The sequence below is a fragment of the Arthrobacter sp. TJ-170 genome (assembly GCF_058269305.1).
Map to the genome: position 1 here is coordinate 112,030 of NZ_JBZCNL010000008.1, position 15,305 is coordinate 127,334.

Genomic DNA, 15,305 nt, shown 5'->3' on the forward strand with positions numbered 1-15,305 from the left:
GCGTCGACGCTACCCCACAGGAGGGCGAGCACCGAGAACATCTGAACCGACGCGCAGGTGTGTCGCACCTGCCTCGATGGCGTGTTCAAGATCACTGCTCATCCCCGCGGAGATACCCGTGGCACCGGGGTAGCGGGCAACGACGCCGGCCGAAATGTCAGCCAGACGGCTGAACGCCTCGCGGGGGTCACCGCCGAGCGGCGCCACGGCCATCACTCCCGCCAACCGCAGAAGGCCGGCGTCGTCAATCCTTGCAGCCACCTCGTGCACATCCGAAGGATGGGCTCCTCCCCGGCCGGGCTCGTCGACCGACAGGTTCACCTGCACATAGCAATCCAACGGGACCGGATGGACCACCGCGCCCTCCTCCCCCGACGACCCGGAGCCCTGGGCACGCCGCACCATCGCCTTCTGGAGCGCATTCACCAGTGACGTGCGGTCGACGGAGTGGACCGAGTGCGCGTAACCGGCAACCGATCGTGCCTTGTTGGTCTGGAGTTGGCCGATGAAGTGCCAGCGCAATCCTGGGTCGGAGACCTCCTCCGCTTTGGCAGCGGCTTCCTGGGCCCGGTTCTCCCCGATGTCCCGCACGCCCAGCCCGGACAGCAACACCACATCCGATGGCGGAAAGTACTTCGTCACCACAATGAGGGCCGGTCGGTCGGTGCGGCCGCATGCCGCCATCGCGCGATCGATGCGCTCGTTGACCTGACGCAGATTCGACTCGAGTTCAGACCGTCTGTCCTCAGCCACGGCGCCACACCAACCCTGCCAGACGCCCTACCGGGCGGCCCTGCCCGACAGCCCGATGCGAAAACAGGCTTTCGTTCTCAAGGGTGCACAGCGTGCTGTCCGTCCCAAGATCCTGAACGTCCACGCCCACCGATTCGAGCTGTCCACGGACGCCCGCCGGAAGGTTGAGGGCAGGGGTTCCCCATCGCGTACTGCTGGAGGTCGACGGCACAGCACGAGCGAACTCCTCGCGCATTTGTTCAGGTACTTCATAGCACCTGCCGCACACCGACGGACCTATCCAGGCTGAGATCAGCCCAGCTCCGCGTTGCCGCAGTTCATCGACTGTCCGTCCCGCGATATTGCCCTCAACTCCTTTGCGTCCGGCGTGAACCACCGCTGTGACGGATCCACCGCGCGCAGTCGAACCGACCAGCACTACCGGAACGCAGTCCGCCACAAGGACGGCAAGTGCCTCATTGCCGGTAGGGCTGACAAGCGCATCAGCCTGCGGCACATGGCCGGACCGCACTTCAGCGACAACCGTCGAGTGGGTCTGGTTCATGAAATGGAGCGCACCTGTTTCAATTCCCAGTTCCCCCTCCAGTGCTTGCCTGGAACGAGCGACGGCACCCGGGTCGCCTCCGACCCGTGGTGCGAGGTTCCCCGCGCCACGGTCGGTAAAGGCGACCCGGATGCCGGGCGCTGCAGGCGATGCCCAGAAAAACACCGCTTACTTCAGGAAATCAGGAACGTCCAGATCATCGGAGCGTCCGGTCGAGTAATCGGGCTCGACCACCGCGGGGAGGTCAACGTCGAATCCGGCGTCACCGGGAACGTCGTTACCCCGGCCGTTCGACGAGTGCTGCGACCACGACCCGTAACCGGCTCCGGCGGCAACCGCCTGCGGTGCCTGAGCATGTTCCCGACCGATAGCCGGCGCGGATGCGGGCTTGGCAGCCGGCGCTGCCGGCTGCGAGGTCGCATCCACCTGGTCAAAACCCGCTGCGATGACCGTGACCCGGGCCTCATCTCCCAGTGCATCGTCGATCACGGCGCCGAAGATGATGTTCGCCTCGGGGTGCGCAACCTCCTGGACCAAGCGGGCGGCCTCGTTGATCTCGAACAGTCCGAGATCGGAACCACCCTGGATGGAGAGCAGAACGCCGTGAGCACCGTCGATGGACGCTTCGAGAAGCGGCGAGGCGATGGCCAACTCGGCTGCCTTGACCGCGCGGTCCTCGCCACGGGCCGATCCGATACCCATCAGGGCCGAGCCTGCGCCCTGCATGACCGACTTCACGTCAGCGAAGTCGAGGTTGATCAGACCCGGGGTGGTGATGAGGTCGGTGATGCCCTGTACACCCGACAGGAGCACCTGGTCCGCCGAACGGAACGCGTCGAGCATGGAAACGTTGCGGTCGCTGATGGACAGGAGGCGATCATTCGGGATCACGATGAGCGTGTCGACTTCATCGCGAAGTGTGTCGATGCCGGTCTCCGCCTGGTTGGAACGGCGGCGGCCCTCGAAGGTGAACGGCCGGGTTACAACGCCGATGGTCAACGCGCCGAGCGAGCGGGCGATTCGCGCTACCACGGGCGCTCCGCCGGTGCCTGTGCCACCGCCTTCACCGGCCGTGACGAAGACCATGTCTGCCCCGCGGAGGACTTCCTCGATCTCCTCTGCGTGGTCTTCGGCGGCCCTGCGCCCAACTTCCGGGTCTGCGCCGGCGCCCAGGCCGCGGGTAAGCTCACGGCCGACGTCGAGCTTTACATCGGCGTCGCTCATGAGCAGTGCCTGCGCGTCTGTGTTGATGGCGATGAACTCAACGCCGCGCAGGCCAACCTCGATCATTCGATTGACGGCGTTCACGCCACCGCCGCCGATGCCGACGACCTTGATGACGGCCAAGTAATTCTGCGGTGCTGCCACGTCCTGTGTCCCTTGTTCGATCTGTGCGCTGGTGGGGTCTTTGTGGGCTGGAGGTTCCAACCTTCTACCCGACTAACATTCACCTTCAGGTTGAAAGTTAATGTTATGTCAAGTAACTTCTTATTGAGACGCTAGGTGCATGGTCACCGGCATGCAATGACCACCTCCCGCGTGTCGGCAAACTTACCGAGTTACTGGGCGCGAAGGCGTACTCACGTCATAGACCTTCACGGGCGGATCCTGGTCCTCGAGAGTCAGCAGAGCCCCGACAACCCGTGCTTTTGCGACGTTTTCCTCGGCGCTGCCCCAGAAGATGGTCTTGCCGTCGGTCAGCTTCAACTGCACCGAGTCAATTGACTTGGCGGAAGCGTGAACCAGCCTCTCCCTGATATCCGCAGGCAGGGCGGCGAGCACATCGGCGATCGAAGAGAACACGGCACTGTTGACTGCATTAGCCCCGCCGTCAATAAGCGGCAGCGCAACGGATTTCCGGTCGGCCACAGTTGTGAGCTGCCGACCCTCGGCGTCAATCAGGACGAACCTCCCCTTGTTCTCCAGAATCGCCACAGGGGTGCGCTCGATCACGGTTACGCTGAGGGTCGACGGCGGAGCCGCCGCTACGGAAACATCCTCAATCGGCGCGAATCCCTCAAGCAGCGCGCGGACATCGTCGTCGCCTATCCGCGTAAGCGACGTGCCTACCAACGGTGCCAGAGCGGCGGTGACCTCGTCTTCCGCCACCAGGCTGTTACCCTGCACATCGAGCGTGCGCACCGCCAGGGCGGGCGAAAAAAGGAGGTAGGCGATCAGACCCGCGAGGAGCACCACGACGGAAATGATCCCCGTCAGCCACCACCTCCTGCGCCGCCGTCGGGGAGGCTCCGGAAACGCTATCACCGTGCCGGAGTCCTTATCTCGGTCCAGCAACGCGACCGGAGCTTCCTTCGACGCCGAGATGCGTTCCGGGCGTGCGGTGTCGGGTGCCGGCGCCGGGACAGGCTTCTCGGCGGTGATGGTCTCGCTGACGGTCGGTCCGCTGGAGGACCTTCCTACACTTCGAGGCTTGCGTGGAGGCCGGGAGGTCACCGGGAATTCCCCTGCCCAGCGAGGAGGTCGACCAACAGCGGACCGAAGCGGGTAACGTCACCCGCTCCGACTGTCAGGATGATGTCGCCGCTGCGTGCAGAATCAACAATTCCCTGCATCGCTTCCTCCGGGTTGGGGGCGTAGCCTCCGGGAACCGTAAGCCGATCGGTGATCAGCCGGCTCGTTACGCCCTCCACCGGGTCTTCCCGTGCGGCATAGATGTCGAGGACCCGCACGGAGTCGGCCAGCGACAAAGCAGCTGCGAACTCCTCCGCGAATTCCTCCGTGCGTGAGAACAAGTGAGGCTGGAACAGGACATGCACCCGATGGTCACCCGCAACAGTGCGGGCAGCGCTGAGTGCGGCCGCGACCTCTGTGGGGTGATGGGCGTAGTCGTCGAATACGCGCACACCGAGGGCCTCCCCCTTCGCCTCGAAGCGGCGGGCGGCACCGGAGAACGATGCGAGGCCGGCCGCAGCGGCAGCCGGATCAACGCCAAGCTCAAGGCCTACGGCAAACGCGGCCGCCGCGTTGAGGACATTGTGTCGGCCGGGGACCCCGAGTTGGAGCTCCTGCTGGCTCTCCAGCCCGTCAACCGAAAAGGAGAGGATGCTGTTCGAGGTGCTGCCGAGTGCACGGGTGCTGCTGATCCGGACATCTGCGCCCGGGTTGTAGCCGTAGGTCCGCACCCGGCGGGATCCGGCGGTCCGCTCCGCGAGGGAAGCAGCGCCGCCGTCGTCATGGCACGCGACCAGCACACCGTCCCCGGCGGGCAGCAGCGCGGCGAACCGGTCGAAGGATTCAAACACAGCCTCGGCGGATCCGTAGTGGTCCAGGTGGTCAGCTTCGACATTGGTGACAACGCCGATACGGGCGCGGTAGTTGAGGAAGGATCCGTCGGACTCGTCGGCTTCGGCCACGAAGACCTCGCCGTCAGCCCATTCGGCGTTGACGCCCAGCGCAGCCACATCACCACCGATCGCGAATGACGGACTGGCTCCCGAAGCCTGCAGCATGACGGTGATCATCGCCGTCGTTGTGGTCTTGCCGTGGGTGCCGGCAACAGCGACCACCTCGCGTCCGTCCATGGCGGCGGCCAACGCCTCGGACCGGTGCAGGATGCGCAGTCCGCGTGCCTTCGCTTCAACGAGTTCGGGGTTGGATTCCCGGATGGCCGTGGACACAACAACGGTGTCCGCGGCTCCCAGGTTGGCGCCGTCGTGGCCGATGTGTACCTGCGCACCGAGGGCGGCGAGAGCCTGCAGGCCGCGGGAGTCGGCGGCATCAGAACCGGAAACCGCTACTGCGCGGCCGAGAAGGACGCGCGCCACGGCGGACATTCCCGCTCCCCCAAGCCCAATGAAATGGACCTTTCCCAGACTTTCAACGACGGTACTCATCAGCGGCCTCCGGCAGCATCGATAATCAGGTTTGCCATGCGCACGTCCGCGTCCCGCACGCCGAGAGGCGCCGCAGCCATAGACATCTTGCCGAGCCGTTCGGTGTCCTGCACGAGCGGAAGGGCTTCGGTGAGCAGCCAGTCGACGGTAAACCGGTCGTTGTCAATCATGAGGGCTCCGCCGACCTCAACCAGCTCCGCGGCGTTACGCCGCTGCTCCCCGTTCCCGTGGGGCAGCGGAACAAAGACGGCCGGCAACCCAACCGCCGCAACTTCACAGACAGTCGCCGCGCCCGCCCGCGCGATCAAGAGGTCGGCCGCCGCATACACCTTCTCCATGCCGTCCACATACTCGACCTGACGGTAGCCCTCCGCGGCGAGCAGTGCGCCGTCGGGCCCCGTCACCTGCTTTCCCCGTCCGGTGATGTGAAGGACCTGCAGCCCAGGGTTGCCGCCCGCGTTGCCGTCGGCCAACTTCAGTGCTGCTGCAGCCAACGCCCGATTGATACTCGCGGCACCGGAGGATCCGCCGGTGACGATGAGAGTTGGCAGGGACGGGTCAAGCCCCAGATCCGCACGCGCTTCACGGCGGTCCGCGTCCCTGTCCAGGGTGGAGATTTCCCGGCGCATCGGCATACCCACCCACTGCTCCGCCGGCAGGCCGGTGCCGTTGAATGCCACCGCTACCGCCCGTGCGATGCGGGCTCCCAACCGGTTGGCAAGTCCCGGCCGGGCGTTTGCTTCGTGAATGACCACTGGGACGCGGCGGATCCACGCCGCAAGGTAGAGCGGTGTCGACACATAGCCGCCGACACCCACGACGACGTCGGCCTGCGCCGCGTCGACAATCTTCAGCGCCTGCCGCACGGCACGGACGAGGCGGACGGGCAGCTTGAACAGGTCGACTGACGGCCGGCGGGGCATAGGAACGCGCTCTATGGTTTCAAGCCGGAAGCCGGCCGCGGGCACCAGACGGGTCTCCATCCCCGCTGCTGTGCCGACGGCAAGCACACGGGCGTCCGGGCGTGCCTCGACGAGGGCGCGGGCAATGGCGAGGAGCGGGCTGATGTGCCCGGCCGTCCCCCCGCCGGCGAGGACAACCGACAGGGCAGCAGTTTCAGTCAATGGGTTCTCTTGATCTTTCACTTGGATTTCGAGGGAGCAGTCTCGGCGTTATCAGCGGCCACGGTGCCCGCCGCTGCGGGGGGCATGCGCCGCGCGAAGGCAAGAAGAACACCGACGGCAGCGAGCGTGAAGGTGAGAGCCGAGCCACCGTAGGAGATGAACGGCAACGGCACGCCGATCACCGGCAGCACGCCCGTAACCATGCCGATGTTCACGAAAGCCTGGCCGATCAGCCACACGAGGATAGATCCCATGAGGATGCGGACGAAGGGGTCGGTGTAGCGGCGGGCCACACGGAGCGTCGCGACGGCCAGGATGCCGAACAGCGCGATGACCACGAGGGTGCCGATCAGCCCGAACTCTTCGCCGATGATGGCGAAGATGAAGTCGTTGTGGGCTTCAGGGATCCAGTTCCACTTCTGCCGGCTCTGCCCGATCCCGACGCCCCACCAGCCGCCCGAGGCCAGAGCAAACAGGCCCTGGTTGGACTGGAAACAGGGATCCGACGCCGAGTCGCAGTTCAGGCGCAGCCAGGCTTCGATACGGGTGCTTCGGGTGCTGTTCAGCAGGATGGCACCGAATGCCAGGGCGATTCCCACAAGCCCGGCGATGCTGAACATTTTCATGGGTGCGCCCGCGAAGAAGAGCGCGGCTGCCATGATCATGCCGAGGATGATCGCCGTACCGAGGTCACCACCCAGCATCACGAGCAGGAGGATGATACCGCCGAGCGGCGCAACGGGTACGAGCGCGTGCTTCCAGTTCCTGATCAAGCCGCGTTTGCGCTCCAGCACGGTGGCGCACCACAGCGCCAGGGCGAGCTTCGCCGGTTCCGAGGGCTGCAGTGACTGGTTTCCGATCCGGATCCAGTTCTGGTTGCCGTTGATGTTCTCGCCGATCAGGAGCACCAGCACCAGCAGCACAATGGCTACGCCGAGGCCCGGCCAGGCGAGCATCTTGAAGATCCGCGGGCCGAGCCTGGACAGGATGAGCATAAGCACCACGCCCAGCACCGCATACACGCTCTGTTTGAAGAAGAAGTCGAAGACAATCGCGCCCTCGTCTGTGGGTTCAACCGTTGACGCTGCGTTGGCGATCGACTCGACCGATGACGCCGACAGCACCATCATGAGCCCGATGGCGGTCAGCGCGAGCGTCGTGCCGAGAATCATGTAGTAGCTTGAGCCGCTGGTCTGCCTGTCAGAGCCTTCGAGGAAGCGCCACATGCGAGCGAACGATCCGAGGATCCGTTGACGTTTGGACATCGCTGCTGTCCCGGCAACGGAGGATCCCGACGGAGGCCGCGGCTCGGGTGTGCTGGAGCTGGAGTGCTGCCGCACCGCCGGCTTCCGGCGCGAATGCCGGGTGGGCGTGCTGACCATTACAACTCCTTAGCGGTGAATCCCTGCCCCTCCACAATCCCGCGAACCGCCTCGATGAAAGCGGCGCCCCGGTGAGCGTAGGAAGGAAACTGGTCCATCGACGCTGCTGCCGGCGCCATGAGAACAGTGTCGCCGTCCGCGGCGATGCGCAACGCTTCTGTAACCGCCGCGCGCATGGCCTGGACGCCGTCTGAACCCACGTGCTGGGAAGGCAACACGTCCTTACCAGTGTGACCCGCTGCCAGGTCTATCACCGGAACATCCGGCGCGTGTCGGCGGAGAGCGGAAGCGAGATCGGAGCTGTCACGGCCGATGAGAACGGCTGCTTTGAAGCGGCCTGCGTTATCTCGGACCAGATCGTTGTAGTCCACACCCTTGGACAGCCCGCCGGCAATCCAGACAACGCTGTGGAAGGACGACAGGGCAGCGTGTGCAGCATGCGGGTTGGTCGCTTTGGAGTCGTTGATCCAGAGGACACCGTCCCGGGCAGCCACCAGCTCGATACGGTGTCCGGAGGGCTGATAATTGCGGATTCCCTCGCGCACGGCAGCCGCAGAAACCCCTGCTGCCCGCACCAGCGCAGCGGCGGCGAGGGCGTTCGCGACGAGATGGCGGGGAACCACTTCCCCGAGATCCGTCACGGACGCCAGCTCGGCGGCGGAATCCTTGCGCTCTTCGATGTACGCCCGGTCCACCAGCAGGCCATCCACGACTCCGAGCATGCTGATGGCAGGGGTATCGGTGGTGAAACCAATCGCCCGGCAGCCTTCCTGAACGTCTGCCTCCTCCACCATCCGCTCAGTGGCCGGGGCCTCAGCGTTGTAGACGCACGCAATACGGGTGTTCTCGTAGATCTTCGCCTTGTCCGCACGGTAGGCGTCGAACCCGCCGTGCCAGTCCACGTGATCTTCCGCGAGATTGAGGCAGACGCTCGCTAGAGGAGCGAGGCTGGAACTCCAGTGCAGCTGGAAACTGGAAAGCTCGACGGCGATAACGTCGTATCCCTGCGGATCCCGGATGGCATCAAGCAGCGGCGTTCCGACGTTCCCGGCGGCGATGGCGCGAAGGCCCGCTGCGCGGAGCATCGATTCCGCGAGTGTGACGGTTGTGGTCTTGCCGTTGGTTCCGGTGATCGTCAGCCATTCGGCGGTAGGGCGCCCCTTACGGACGCGTACACGCCAGGCCAGTTCGACATCGCCCCAGATCGGAATTCCATGAGTATCCGCGGCGGCAAGCAACGGCTGGGTTGGGCGCCAGCCCGGAGAGGTCACCACCAGTTCGGGCGCTTCACCATCAACCAGTGGGAGCGCAGCGGCCGCTTCGGGCCCGAGCAGGACATCCACCGCTCCGACGATGCGGAGGGTGTCGGCCTTCGCCCTGTTCTCTTCGGAGTCTGTAGCGTCAACCACCACAACCCGCGCGCCGAGTTCGATCAGTGTGTCAGCCGCGGAGAATCCGGACAGCCCGATCCCCGTCACCACTACACGCAGTCCTGCCCAGTCGGCGTCCCACGACGTCAGATGCTCAAGGCGGCCGGGCTGGTCTTGTGCATCGGCATTGCTCACAGAAGTACAACCCATTCAGCGTAGAAGATGCCGAGCGCGACGGCTACGAACAGACCGGCAAGGACCCAGAAGCGGACAACCACCGTGACCTCCTGCCAACCCTTCAGCTCGAAGTGATGCTGCAGGGGTGCCATCTTGAAGACCCGCTTGCCTCCGGACAACTTGAAGAAACCCACCTGAATGATCACGGACAGCGTGATCATCACGAACAGTCCCGCCATGATGACGAGGAGGAGCTGCGTGCGGGAGAGGATCGCAAAGCCGGCGATTGCTCCACCGATCGCCAGTGATCCGGTGTCGCCCATGAAGATCTTGGCCGGCGAGGTGTTCCACCAGAGGAAACCAACCAGGGCACCGCACATCGCACCCGCGATCAGGGCAAGATCCAGCGGATCGCGAACCTCGTAACAGATGTTCGTGGGCACGTCCGGAGAGGCACAACGCTGGTTGAACTGCCAGATACCCATCAGCATGTAGGCACCAAAAACGAAGACAGACGCGCCGGTGGCCAGACCGTCGAGGCCATCAGCGAGATTAACACCATTCGTGGCTGCGGTGATGATGAGATTTGACCAGAGGACAAACAGGATGGCGCCGATGACCGAACCGGCGAACGCCAGGTCGAAAGCGGTGTCCCTCACAAACGAGATAGCGGTCGACGCCGGTGTGCGCCCGTTCTCGTCAGGAAAGTTCAGTGCGAGGATGGCAAACACAATGCCCACCATCGTCTGCCCGATAATCTTCGCCGGTGCACTGAGCCCGAGGCTGCGCTGCTTGGAGATCTTTATGTAGTCATCGAAGAAACCCACTATGCCCATGCCGACAGTAACCATCAGCAACAGAAGCCCGGACACTGTCGGACCGTCTGAATTATCCGCAGCCATCATGATCAGGTGGGTCGCGAAGTACGCGAGGACAACCGATCCCACAATGACGGCGCCACCCATGGTGGGGGTACCGCGTTTCGTGTGGTGAGCCGTGGGTCCATCATCTCGGATGAACTGTCCATAGCTTTTGCTAACGAGGAGCCTGATGAACAGGGGTGTTCCGACCAACGCAAGAACAAGGGCGGACGCTGAGGCAATCAGCAGCGCAATCACAGCGAGGGGCCCCCCTGGTTCATTGGACCGGGTCCGTTCGAATCAGCTTGTGGCCCCGGGTCAGCTTCGGGCACCGCCGTCGATTTGTCTGACGCTAATGCTAGCCGATCCCCTAGATGGCGCAGACCGGCACCGTTGGAGGACTTCACCAGTACCAGGTCACCGGGCTCCAGTTCGCTGTCCAGGATCTCCTCAGCCTCGGAGACATCGCGCACGAAGATCGCTTCGTCTCCCCACGACCCTTCGAGCACTGCCCCGGTGTGAAGTGCCTTCGCTCCTTCTCCGACGACCAGCAGCTTCGAAATGTTCAACCGGACAGCCACCCTGCCCAACGCGTCATGGGCAAGAACGGAGTCCTCCCCCAGCTCGAGCATTTCTCCGAGCACAGCCCAGGTACGCCGGCCGCGGCCGAGCTCAGCGAGCGTTGCAAGCGCCGCCCGCATCGACTCGGGATTGGCGTTGTAGGCGTCGTTGATGACAGTCACGCCGTCCGGCCGATCAGTACGCTCCATGCGCCAGCGGCTGACCGCCCGAGCCCCGCTGAGCCCGGAGGCGATCCGCTCCCCCGGGATCCCCAGGACATGGGCAGCGGAGGCAGCCGCGAGAAGGTTTGCCACGTGATGCCGCCCGATCAGCAGCGGCCGCACCTCCTGGCGATCCCCGTCCGGAAGGACCAGCGTGAAGCAGGGATTGCCCTCGGCGGACAGCTGCACGTTCTCCGCCCGGACGGCGCTGCTGCCTGGTCGGTCGAACGTCGGATCCTCAGAAAAGAAAACTGTTTGTGCCTGTGTCTCGTCGGCCATTGCACTCACTCGTGCGTCATCGCCGTTGAGAATCGCCACACCGTGGGCGCCCAGTGACCGGGGCAGTTCGCCCTTGGCCCGCGCAATCATTTCCACTCCGCCGAATTCCCCCGCATGGGCGGAGCCGACACAGAGCACGATTCCGATGTCGGGCGCCACCATGGAGGCGAGGTACTGAATGTGTCCGACGCCGGTCGCTCCCATTTCGATAACCAGGTAGCGGGTGCCGTAATCGGCCGAGAACACGGTTAATGGAACACCGATCTCACCGTTGTACGAACCGATCGGAGCAACAGTCGGACCTTCCTGCCGCAGGAGCTGAGCCAGGACATCCTTGGTAGTGGTCTTGCCGGCCGAACCCGTGATACCTATGACCGTCAGCGGTGAGTGCGCGCGGAGACGGCGCACCACTTCGGAAGCCAGCTTGCCCATCGCTTCGACCACGTCAGGTACCACCACGGCCGGAAAGTCCGTGCCGTCGTCGTCGCTGACTACCCGCTCCACGAGCGCGAGCACAGCACCGTTGGAAAAGGCGCTGCCTATGAAGTTGTGGCCATCGGTGGAATCACCCGGCTTGGCGATGAAGAGGCCGTCCGGGCGGCTCTCCCGTGAGTCCGTGGTGGCCGAACGGACGACGACGGAGGGAGCCTTTTGAGCCGACTCCGAGAGCGTGCCGCCTGTGACTGCCGCGATGTCGGCTGCGTTGAATTCAATCATGACGATCTAGGACTCTATCCTGTTGCCGGAAAGCACAGAGAATCCATGCCGTGTCAAAGCGGCCGCCAGTTCCACGCGGTCGTCGAGCGGAAGATTCACTCCCTTGACCTCCTGCCATACCTCGTGTCCACGTCCGGCGACAAGAATCACGTCGCCGGGACGAGCAAGTGACACCGCGTGGTCAATAGCCTCCGAGCGCGGGAAAACCTCGACGATCTCGCAGTTCAGGTGCTCGGATTGGCGGGCAGCACGGGCGCCCTCGAGCACACCTGCCCGGATGCCCGCCTCCTCTTCGTCGTGAGGGTCGTCGTCAGTGACGATCACCACGTCTGCCCGGCGCGCCGCCGTGGCGCCCATGATGGGGCGCTTGGACACGTCCCGCTGTCCCGTCGCCCCGAAGACAACCAGCACACGGGAGTCTGCGTCAGGCACCCGAACCGAATCCAGCGTCAGGGCCAGGGCATCGGGATTGTGCGCGAAATCAACGATCGCTGCGGGATTCTCACTGATCAGCTGCATGCGCCCCGGCACCTGGGTGGTGAATGGATCGTGCTGGTCCGCTGCGCGCTGCAGTTCCGCAACCCCGACGCCCGAGGCCAGGACCATCACTGCGGCCAGAGCGGCGTTCGCCACGTTGAAATTCCCGGGAAGCCCGCAGCGAAGCCGCAGCTGCGCGTCCCCCGGACCGACGAGCGTGAAAGCGTGCCCAAGGCCCGTCCGCTGCACCTGCGAGACGGTCCAGTCTGCCTCCGCGGTTCCCGTGACGGACACCGTGACTGTGTCTACTCCTGCTTCATCGGCGATGCGGCGGCCCCACGAGTCGTCGACCAGGACAACAGCGCGGGCCGCGCGTTCCGGCCGGAAAAGGGCCGCCTTCGCGGCGAAGTACTCCTCCATGCTTCCGTGGAGATCCAGATGATCCTGGGTCAGGTTGGTAAAACCAGCGACATCGAAGCGGACCCCATCAACCCGTCGGTACTCGATGGCGTGCGAGGAGACCTCCATGGCTGCGGCGTCGATGCCGCGCTCGCGCATGAGCGCTAGCAGACCGTGAACCTGGGGAGATTCCGGGGTAGTCAGGATAGAAGGAATGACGGTCTCGCCTGCCCGAATCTCAATCGTCCCGATCAGGCCGGTGCTCTTGCCCAGCGCCGACCCGAGCGCATTCAGGAAGTATGTGGTGGTCGTTTTTCCGTTGGTGCCGGTCACGCCATAGAGGACAGGGCGGCCGGATGCGGGCTGGCTGTCGAAGACGACCGCGGAAAGCGGACCCACGTAGTCGCGCACCGGAGCTGCCCGGTACAGGGGAATCCCGGAACCGCCCAGAGCCGACGTCGCGGCGGCCGTGCCGGCGTCGTCAGTGAGCACCGCTGCTGCTCCGGCTACTACCGCCTGTTCCGTGAAGTCGGCTCCATGCCGGCCCGTGCCGGGGACAGCGATGTACAGGTCGCCGGGGCGGACCTGGCGTGAGTCGATCGTGACGCCGGTGATCGTAGCGCGGGTGGCGTCGTCGTGCCCTGTGGCTACGCGCTCCACAGGCGCGAGGTCCCGCGGGAGCGCGGCAAGAACCTCATCCATGGTTCGCGGTACGACGACGTCCGGCCGCATGGGCGCAGCGGAAACGGACTGTTCATTTGTGGACACGTGGGGCCTGCTCTGCGAGATCAGTACACAACCGGATAAGTTTTGGGCTTACCGGTTGAGGGCGGGACGTTGTTCGAGTTCAGAACGTACTTCATGACCTTCTGGAAGGATTCCCCCGGAACCAGATAGTACAGGTCTCCCTGAGGTCGCTGCAGTGTCACGACCACGACGTACTGCGGGTCCTCCATAGGCGCCATGCCGGCGTAGGACAACGTATATCCGTCGTAGCCGCCCTGCGCGCCGGGCGCTTCGGCTGTACCCGTCTTCGATCCCACACGGTACTCCTCGAGGGCACCGGACGCGCCGGATCCTTCCACCGTGACGGTCTCCAGCATGGTGTGGAGCTCCTTGGCGGTGTCCTCGGAAACGACCCGTGTGCCCTCAGCCTGGGGAACCTTGTGTTCTGTGCCGTCCGCGTCCATGTAGGCATCAATGAGCCGCGGCTGCAGCCGGACGCCGTCGTTGGCGACCGCTTGGTACACCATGGCCGTGTGCAGCGCGGTCTGCGCCAGTCCTTGGCCGAAAAGCACGGTGTATTGCTGGCGTTCGTCCCAGACGTCCGGGGTTGGCAGAATGCCTGCCGTTTCTCCATTGAGCCCCACGTTGAGGGGTTCACCGATACCGAACTTGCGCAACCAGTCATACCGCTGCTGTTTGGTCAGCTGCTCGCCGATCATAACGGTTCCGGTGTTCATCGACTTGGCGAAGACTCCCGCCGCTGTCCGCTTTTCCGTCCCATGCTCGAACGCATCCTTGAAGGTCTGTCCGTCGATCGTGTAGGTGGGCGGGATCTTGAACCTGCTGGTCGGTTCGATAATCCCCTCCTCCAGCCCCGCAGCCATGGTGATCAGCTTCGTCGTCGAGCCCGGTTCGAAGGACGAAGTAACGGAGAGTGGTTTCCAGAACACGGGATCCGTGGCGGCATAGTCGTTCGGATCCGGCGAAGTGGATTCAGCCATCGCCTTGATGGCGCCGGTGCGCGCCTCAACAACGACAATGTTGCCCCATTCCGCGTTGTAATCCTCCACCTGCGCGGCGATGGTCTGCTGCGCGAAGAACTGCAGGTCCTGATCGATGGTGAGCCGCACTGACTGGCCGTCCTGCGCCGGCACATCTTCGTTGGTGGCGTACGGTATCCGAATGCCGTCGCCGCCGATCTCGAAGGTACGGCTGCCCGGCGTTCCGGTGAGCTTTTCGTCCTGGGTGAGCTCGATACCGCCCAGAGCGCGTCCGTCACCGCTCATGAAGCCGAGGATGGAGCCCGCGACCGCTCCTGAGGGGTAGGTGCGCAGGGTGGTGGGATCCGCATATACGCCGGGCATTCCCACAGCAAGGACCTGGTTTCGGACATCAGGAGTCACGGAGCGTGCAACGAAGGCGAACGACGCGTCGCCCAGGATCGAAGACTTGAGCGCCTGAACATCCTGTCCCAGGATCGCCGAGAGCTCCTGGAAGCCTTGCTCGATAGGGACGTCCTGAACCCGCTTGTCCGTCGCCGGATCGTAGCGATCAAAGGTTTCGCCGCCGCTGAGCCTCTGGTCCACCACAATGTCGAAGCGCTGCACCGTATGCGCCAGCTCATTGCCCTCGTCATCCAGGATGCTCCCGCGCAGGGCCGGCACCTGCTGGGTAACCAGGCGCTTGTTCAGGCCCGCCTGGGCCATTCCGTCAAAGTCCAGTCCCTGAACCTGAAAAAGGCGGACGCCAAGGACCATCAGCAGAATCAGTACGAATGCCAGCCCGACCCTGAGCCTGGCGGTCCCGAGCGCGACCCGTCGTGTTTCCTGCTGGGGGTTGTCGGCTGGTGCCACCGTGGTTC

The 15,305-nt window shown here is 64.4% G+C and carries 12 protein-coding genes; all 12 read right to left on the reverse strand.

Annotated elements, in window-relative coordinates:
• Window positions 1–9: 9 nt before the first annotated feature.
• On the reverse strand, window positions 10–753 hold the full coding sequence (locus AC4D1W_RS14600; RefSeq protein ID WP_490899196.1) for a YggS family pyridoxal phosphate-dependent enzyme: 744 nt from the start codon (window positions 751–753) through the stop codon (window positions 10–12).
• Entirely contained in the window at window positions 746–1,462 is a 717-nt protein-coding gene (locus tag AC4D1W_RS14605; RefSeq protein ID WP_490892411.1) for a purine nucleoside phosphorylase YfiH/LACC1 family protein, read from the reverse strand. The genes AC4D1W_RS14600 and AC4D1W_RS14605 overlap by 8 nt, the downstream gene beginning before the upstream one ends.
• Before the next feature lie 3 nt (window positions 1,463–1,465).
• Window positions 1,466–2,665 (reverse strand): cell division protein FtsZ, encoded by a 1,200-nt coding sequence (ftsZ, locus tag AC4D1W_RS14610; protein WP_490892412.1) that lies wholly within the window; start codon window positions 2,663–2,665, stop codon window positions 1,466–1,468.
• A gap of 183 nt (window positions 2,666–2,848) precedes the next feature.
• The gene (locus AC4D1W_RS14615) at window positions 2,849–3,751 is read right to left on the reverse strand and encodes a cell division protein FtsQ/DivIB (protein WP_490899197.1); all 903 of its coding nucleotides are present in this window, start codon (window positions 3,749–3,751) and stop codon (window positions 2,849–2,851) included.
• Window positions 3,748–5,151 carry a UDP-N-acetylmuramate--L-alanine ligase gene (gene murC, locus AC4D1W_RS14620; protein WP_490892414.1) on the reverse strand — a complete coding sequence of 468 codons (1,404 nt, stop codon included), beginning with the start codon at window positions 5,149–5,151 and terminating at the stop codon, window positions 3,748–3,750. The genes AC4D1W_RS14615 and murC overlap by 4 nt, the downstream gene beginning before the upstream one ends.
• A complete protein-coding gene (gene murG / locus AC4D1W_RS14625; RefSeq protein WP_490899198.1) occupies window positions 5,151–6,275 on the reverse strand; it encodes an undecaprenyldiphospho-muramoylpentapeptide beta-N-acetylglucosaminyltransferase in 1,125 nt (374 codons plus the stop codon). Before murG ends, murC begins: the two co-directional genes overlap by 1 nt.
• A gap of 17 nt (window positions 6,276–6,292) precedes the next feature.
• Entirely contained in the window at window positions 6,293–7,657 is a 1,365-nt protein-coding gene (gene ftsW / locus AC4D1W_RS14630; protein WP_490892416.1) for a putative lipid II flippase FtsW, read from the reverse strand.
• Window positions 7,657–9,237 (reverse strand): UDP-N-acetylmuramoyl-L-alanine--D-glutamate ligase, encoded by a 1,581-nt coding sequence (murD, locus tag AC4D1W_RS14635; protein WP_490892417.1) that lies wholly within the window; start codon window positions 9,235–9,237, stop codon window positions 7,657–7,659. The genes ftsW and murD overlap by 1 nt, the downstream gene beginning before the upstream one ends.
• Window positions 9,219–10,322, reverse strand: coding sequence for a phospho-N-acetylmuramoyl-pentapeptide-transferase (mraY, locus tag AC4D1W_RS14640; protein WP_490899199.1), 1,104 nt, complete (start codon window positions 10,320–10,322; stop codon window positions 9,219–9,221). The genes murD and mraY overlap by 19 nt, the downstream gene beginning before the upstream one ends.
• On the reverse strand, window positions 10,319–11,842 hold the full coding sequence (locus AC4D1W_RS14645) for a UDP-N-acetylmuramoyl-tripeptide--D-alanyl-D-alanine ligase (RefSeq protein WP_490899200.1): 1,524 nt from the start codon (window positions 11,840–11,842) through the stop codon (window positions 10,319–10,321). Before AC4D1W_RS14645 ends, mraY begins: the two co-directional genes overlap by 4 nt.
• 6 nt (window positions 11,843–11,848) lie before the next feature.
• On the reverse strand, window positions 11,849–13,450 hold the full coding sequence (locus AC4D1W_RS14650; RefSeq protein WP_490899244.1) for a UDP-N-acetylmuramoyl-L-alanyl-D-glutamate--2,6-diaminopimelate ligase: 1,602 nt from the start codon (window positions 13,448–13,450) through the stop codon (window positions 11,849–11,851).
• A 56-nt stretch (window positions 13,451–13,506) separates the two neighbouring features.
• Complete coding sequence (locus tag AC4D1W_RS14655) at window positions 13,507–15,297, reverse strand: peptidoglycan D,D-transpeptidase FtsI family protein (protein ID WP_490899201.1); 1,791 nt, start codon at window positions 15,295–15,297, stop codon at window positions 13,507–13,509.
• Window positions 15,298–15,305 lie beyond the last annotated feature (8 nt).

Coding starts and splice junctions, on each gene's coding strand:
- AC4D1W_RS14645 (WP_490899200.1), bottom strand. CDS start 11,842: ATGATTGAATTCAACGCAGCCGACATCGCGGCAGTCACAGGCGGCACG.
- murD (WP_490892417.1), bottom strand. CDS start 9,237: ATGGGTTGTACTTCTGTGAGCAATGCCGATGCACAAGACCAGCCCGGC.
- murC (WP_490892414.1), bottom strand. CDS start 5,151: ATGAGTACCGTCGTTGAAAGTCTGGGAAAGGTCCATTTCATTGGGCTT.
- ftsW (WP_490892416.1), bottom strand. CDS start 7,657: ATGGTCAGCACGCCCACCCGGCATTCGCGCCGGAAGCCGGCGGTGCGG.
- AC4D1W_RS14650 (WP_490899244.1), bottom strand. CDS start 13,450: ATGCGGCCGGACGTCGTCGTACCGCGAACCATGGATGAGGTTCTTGCC.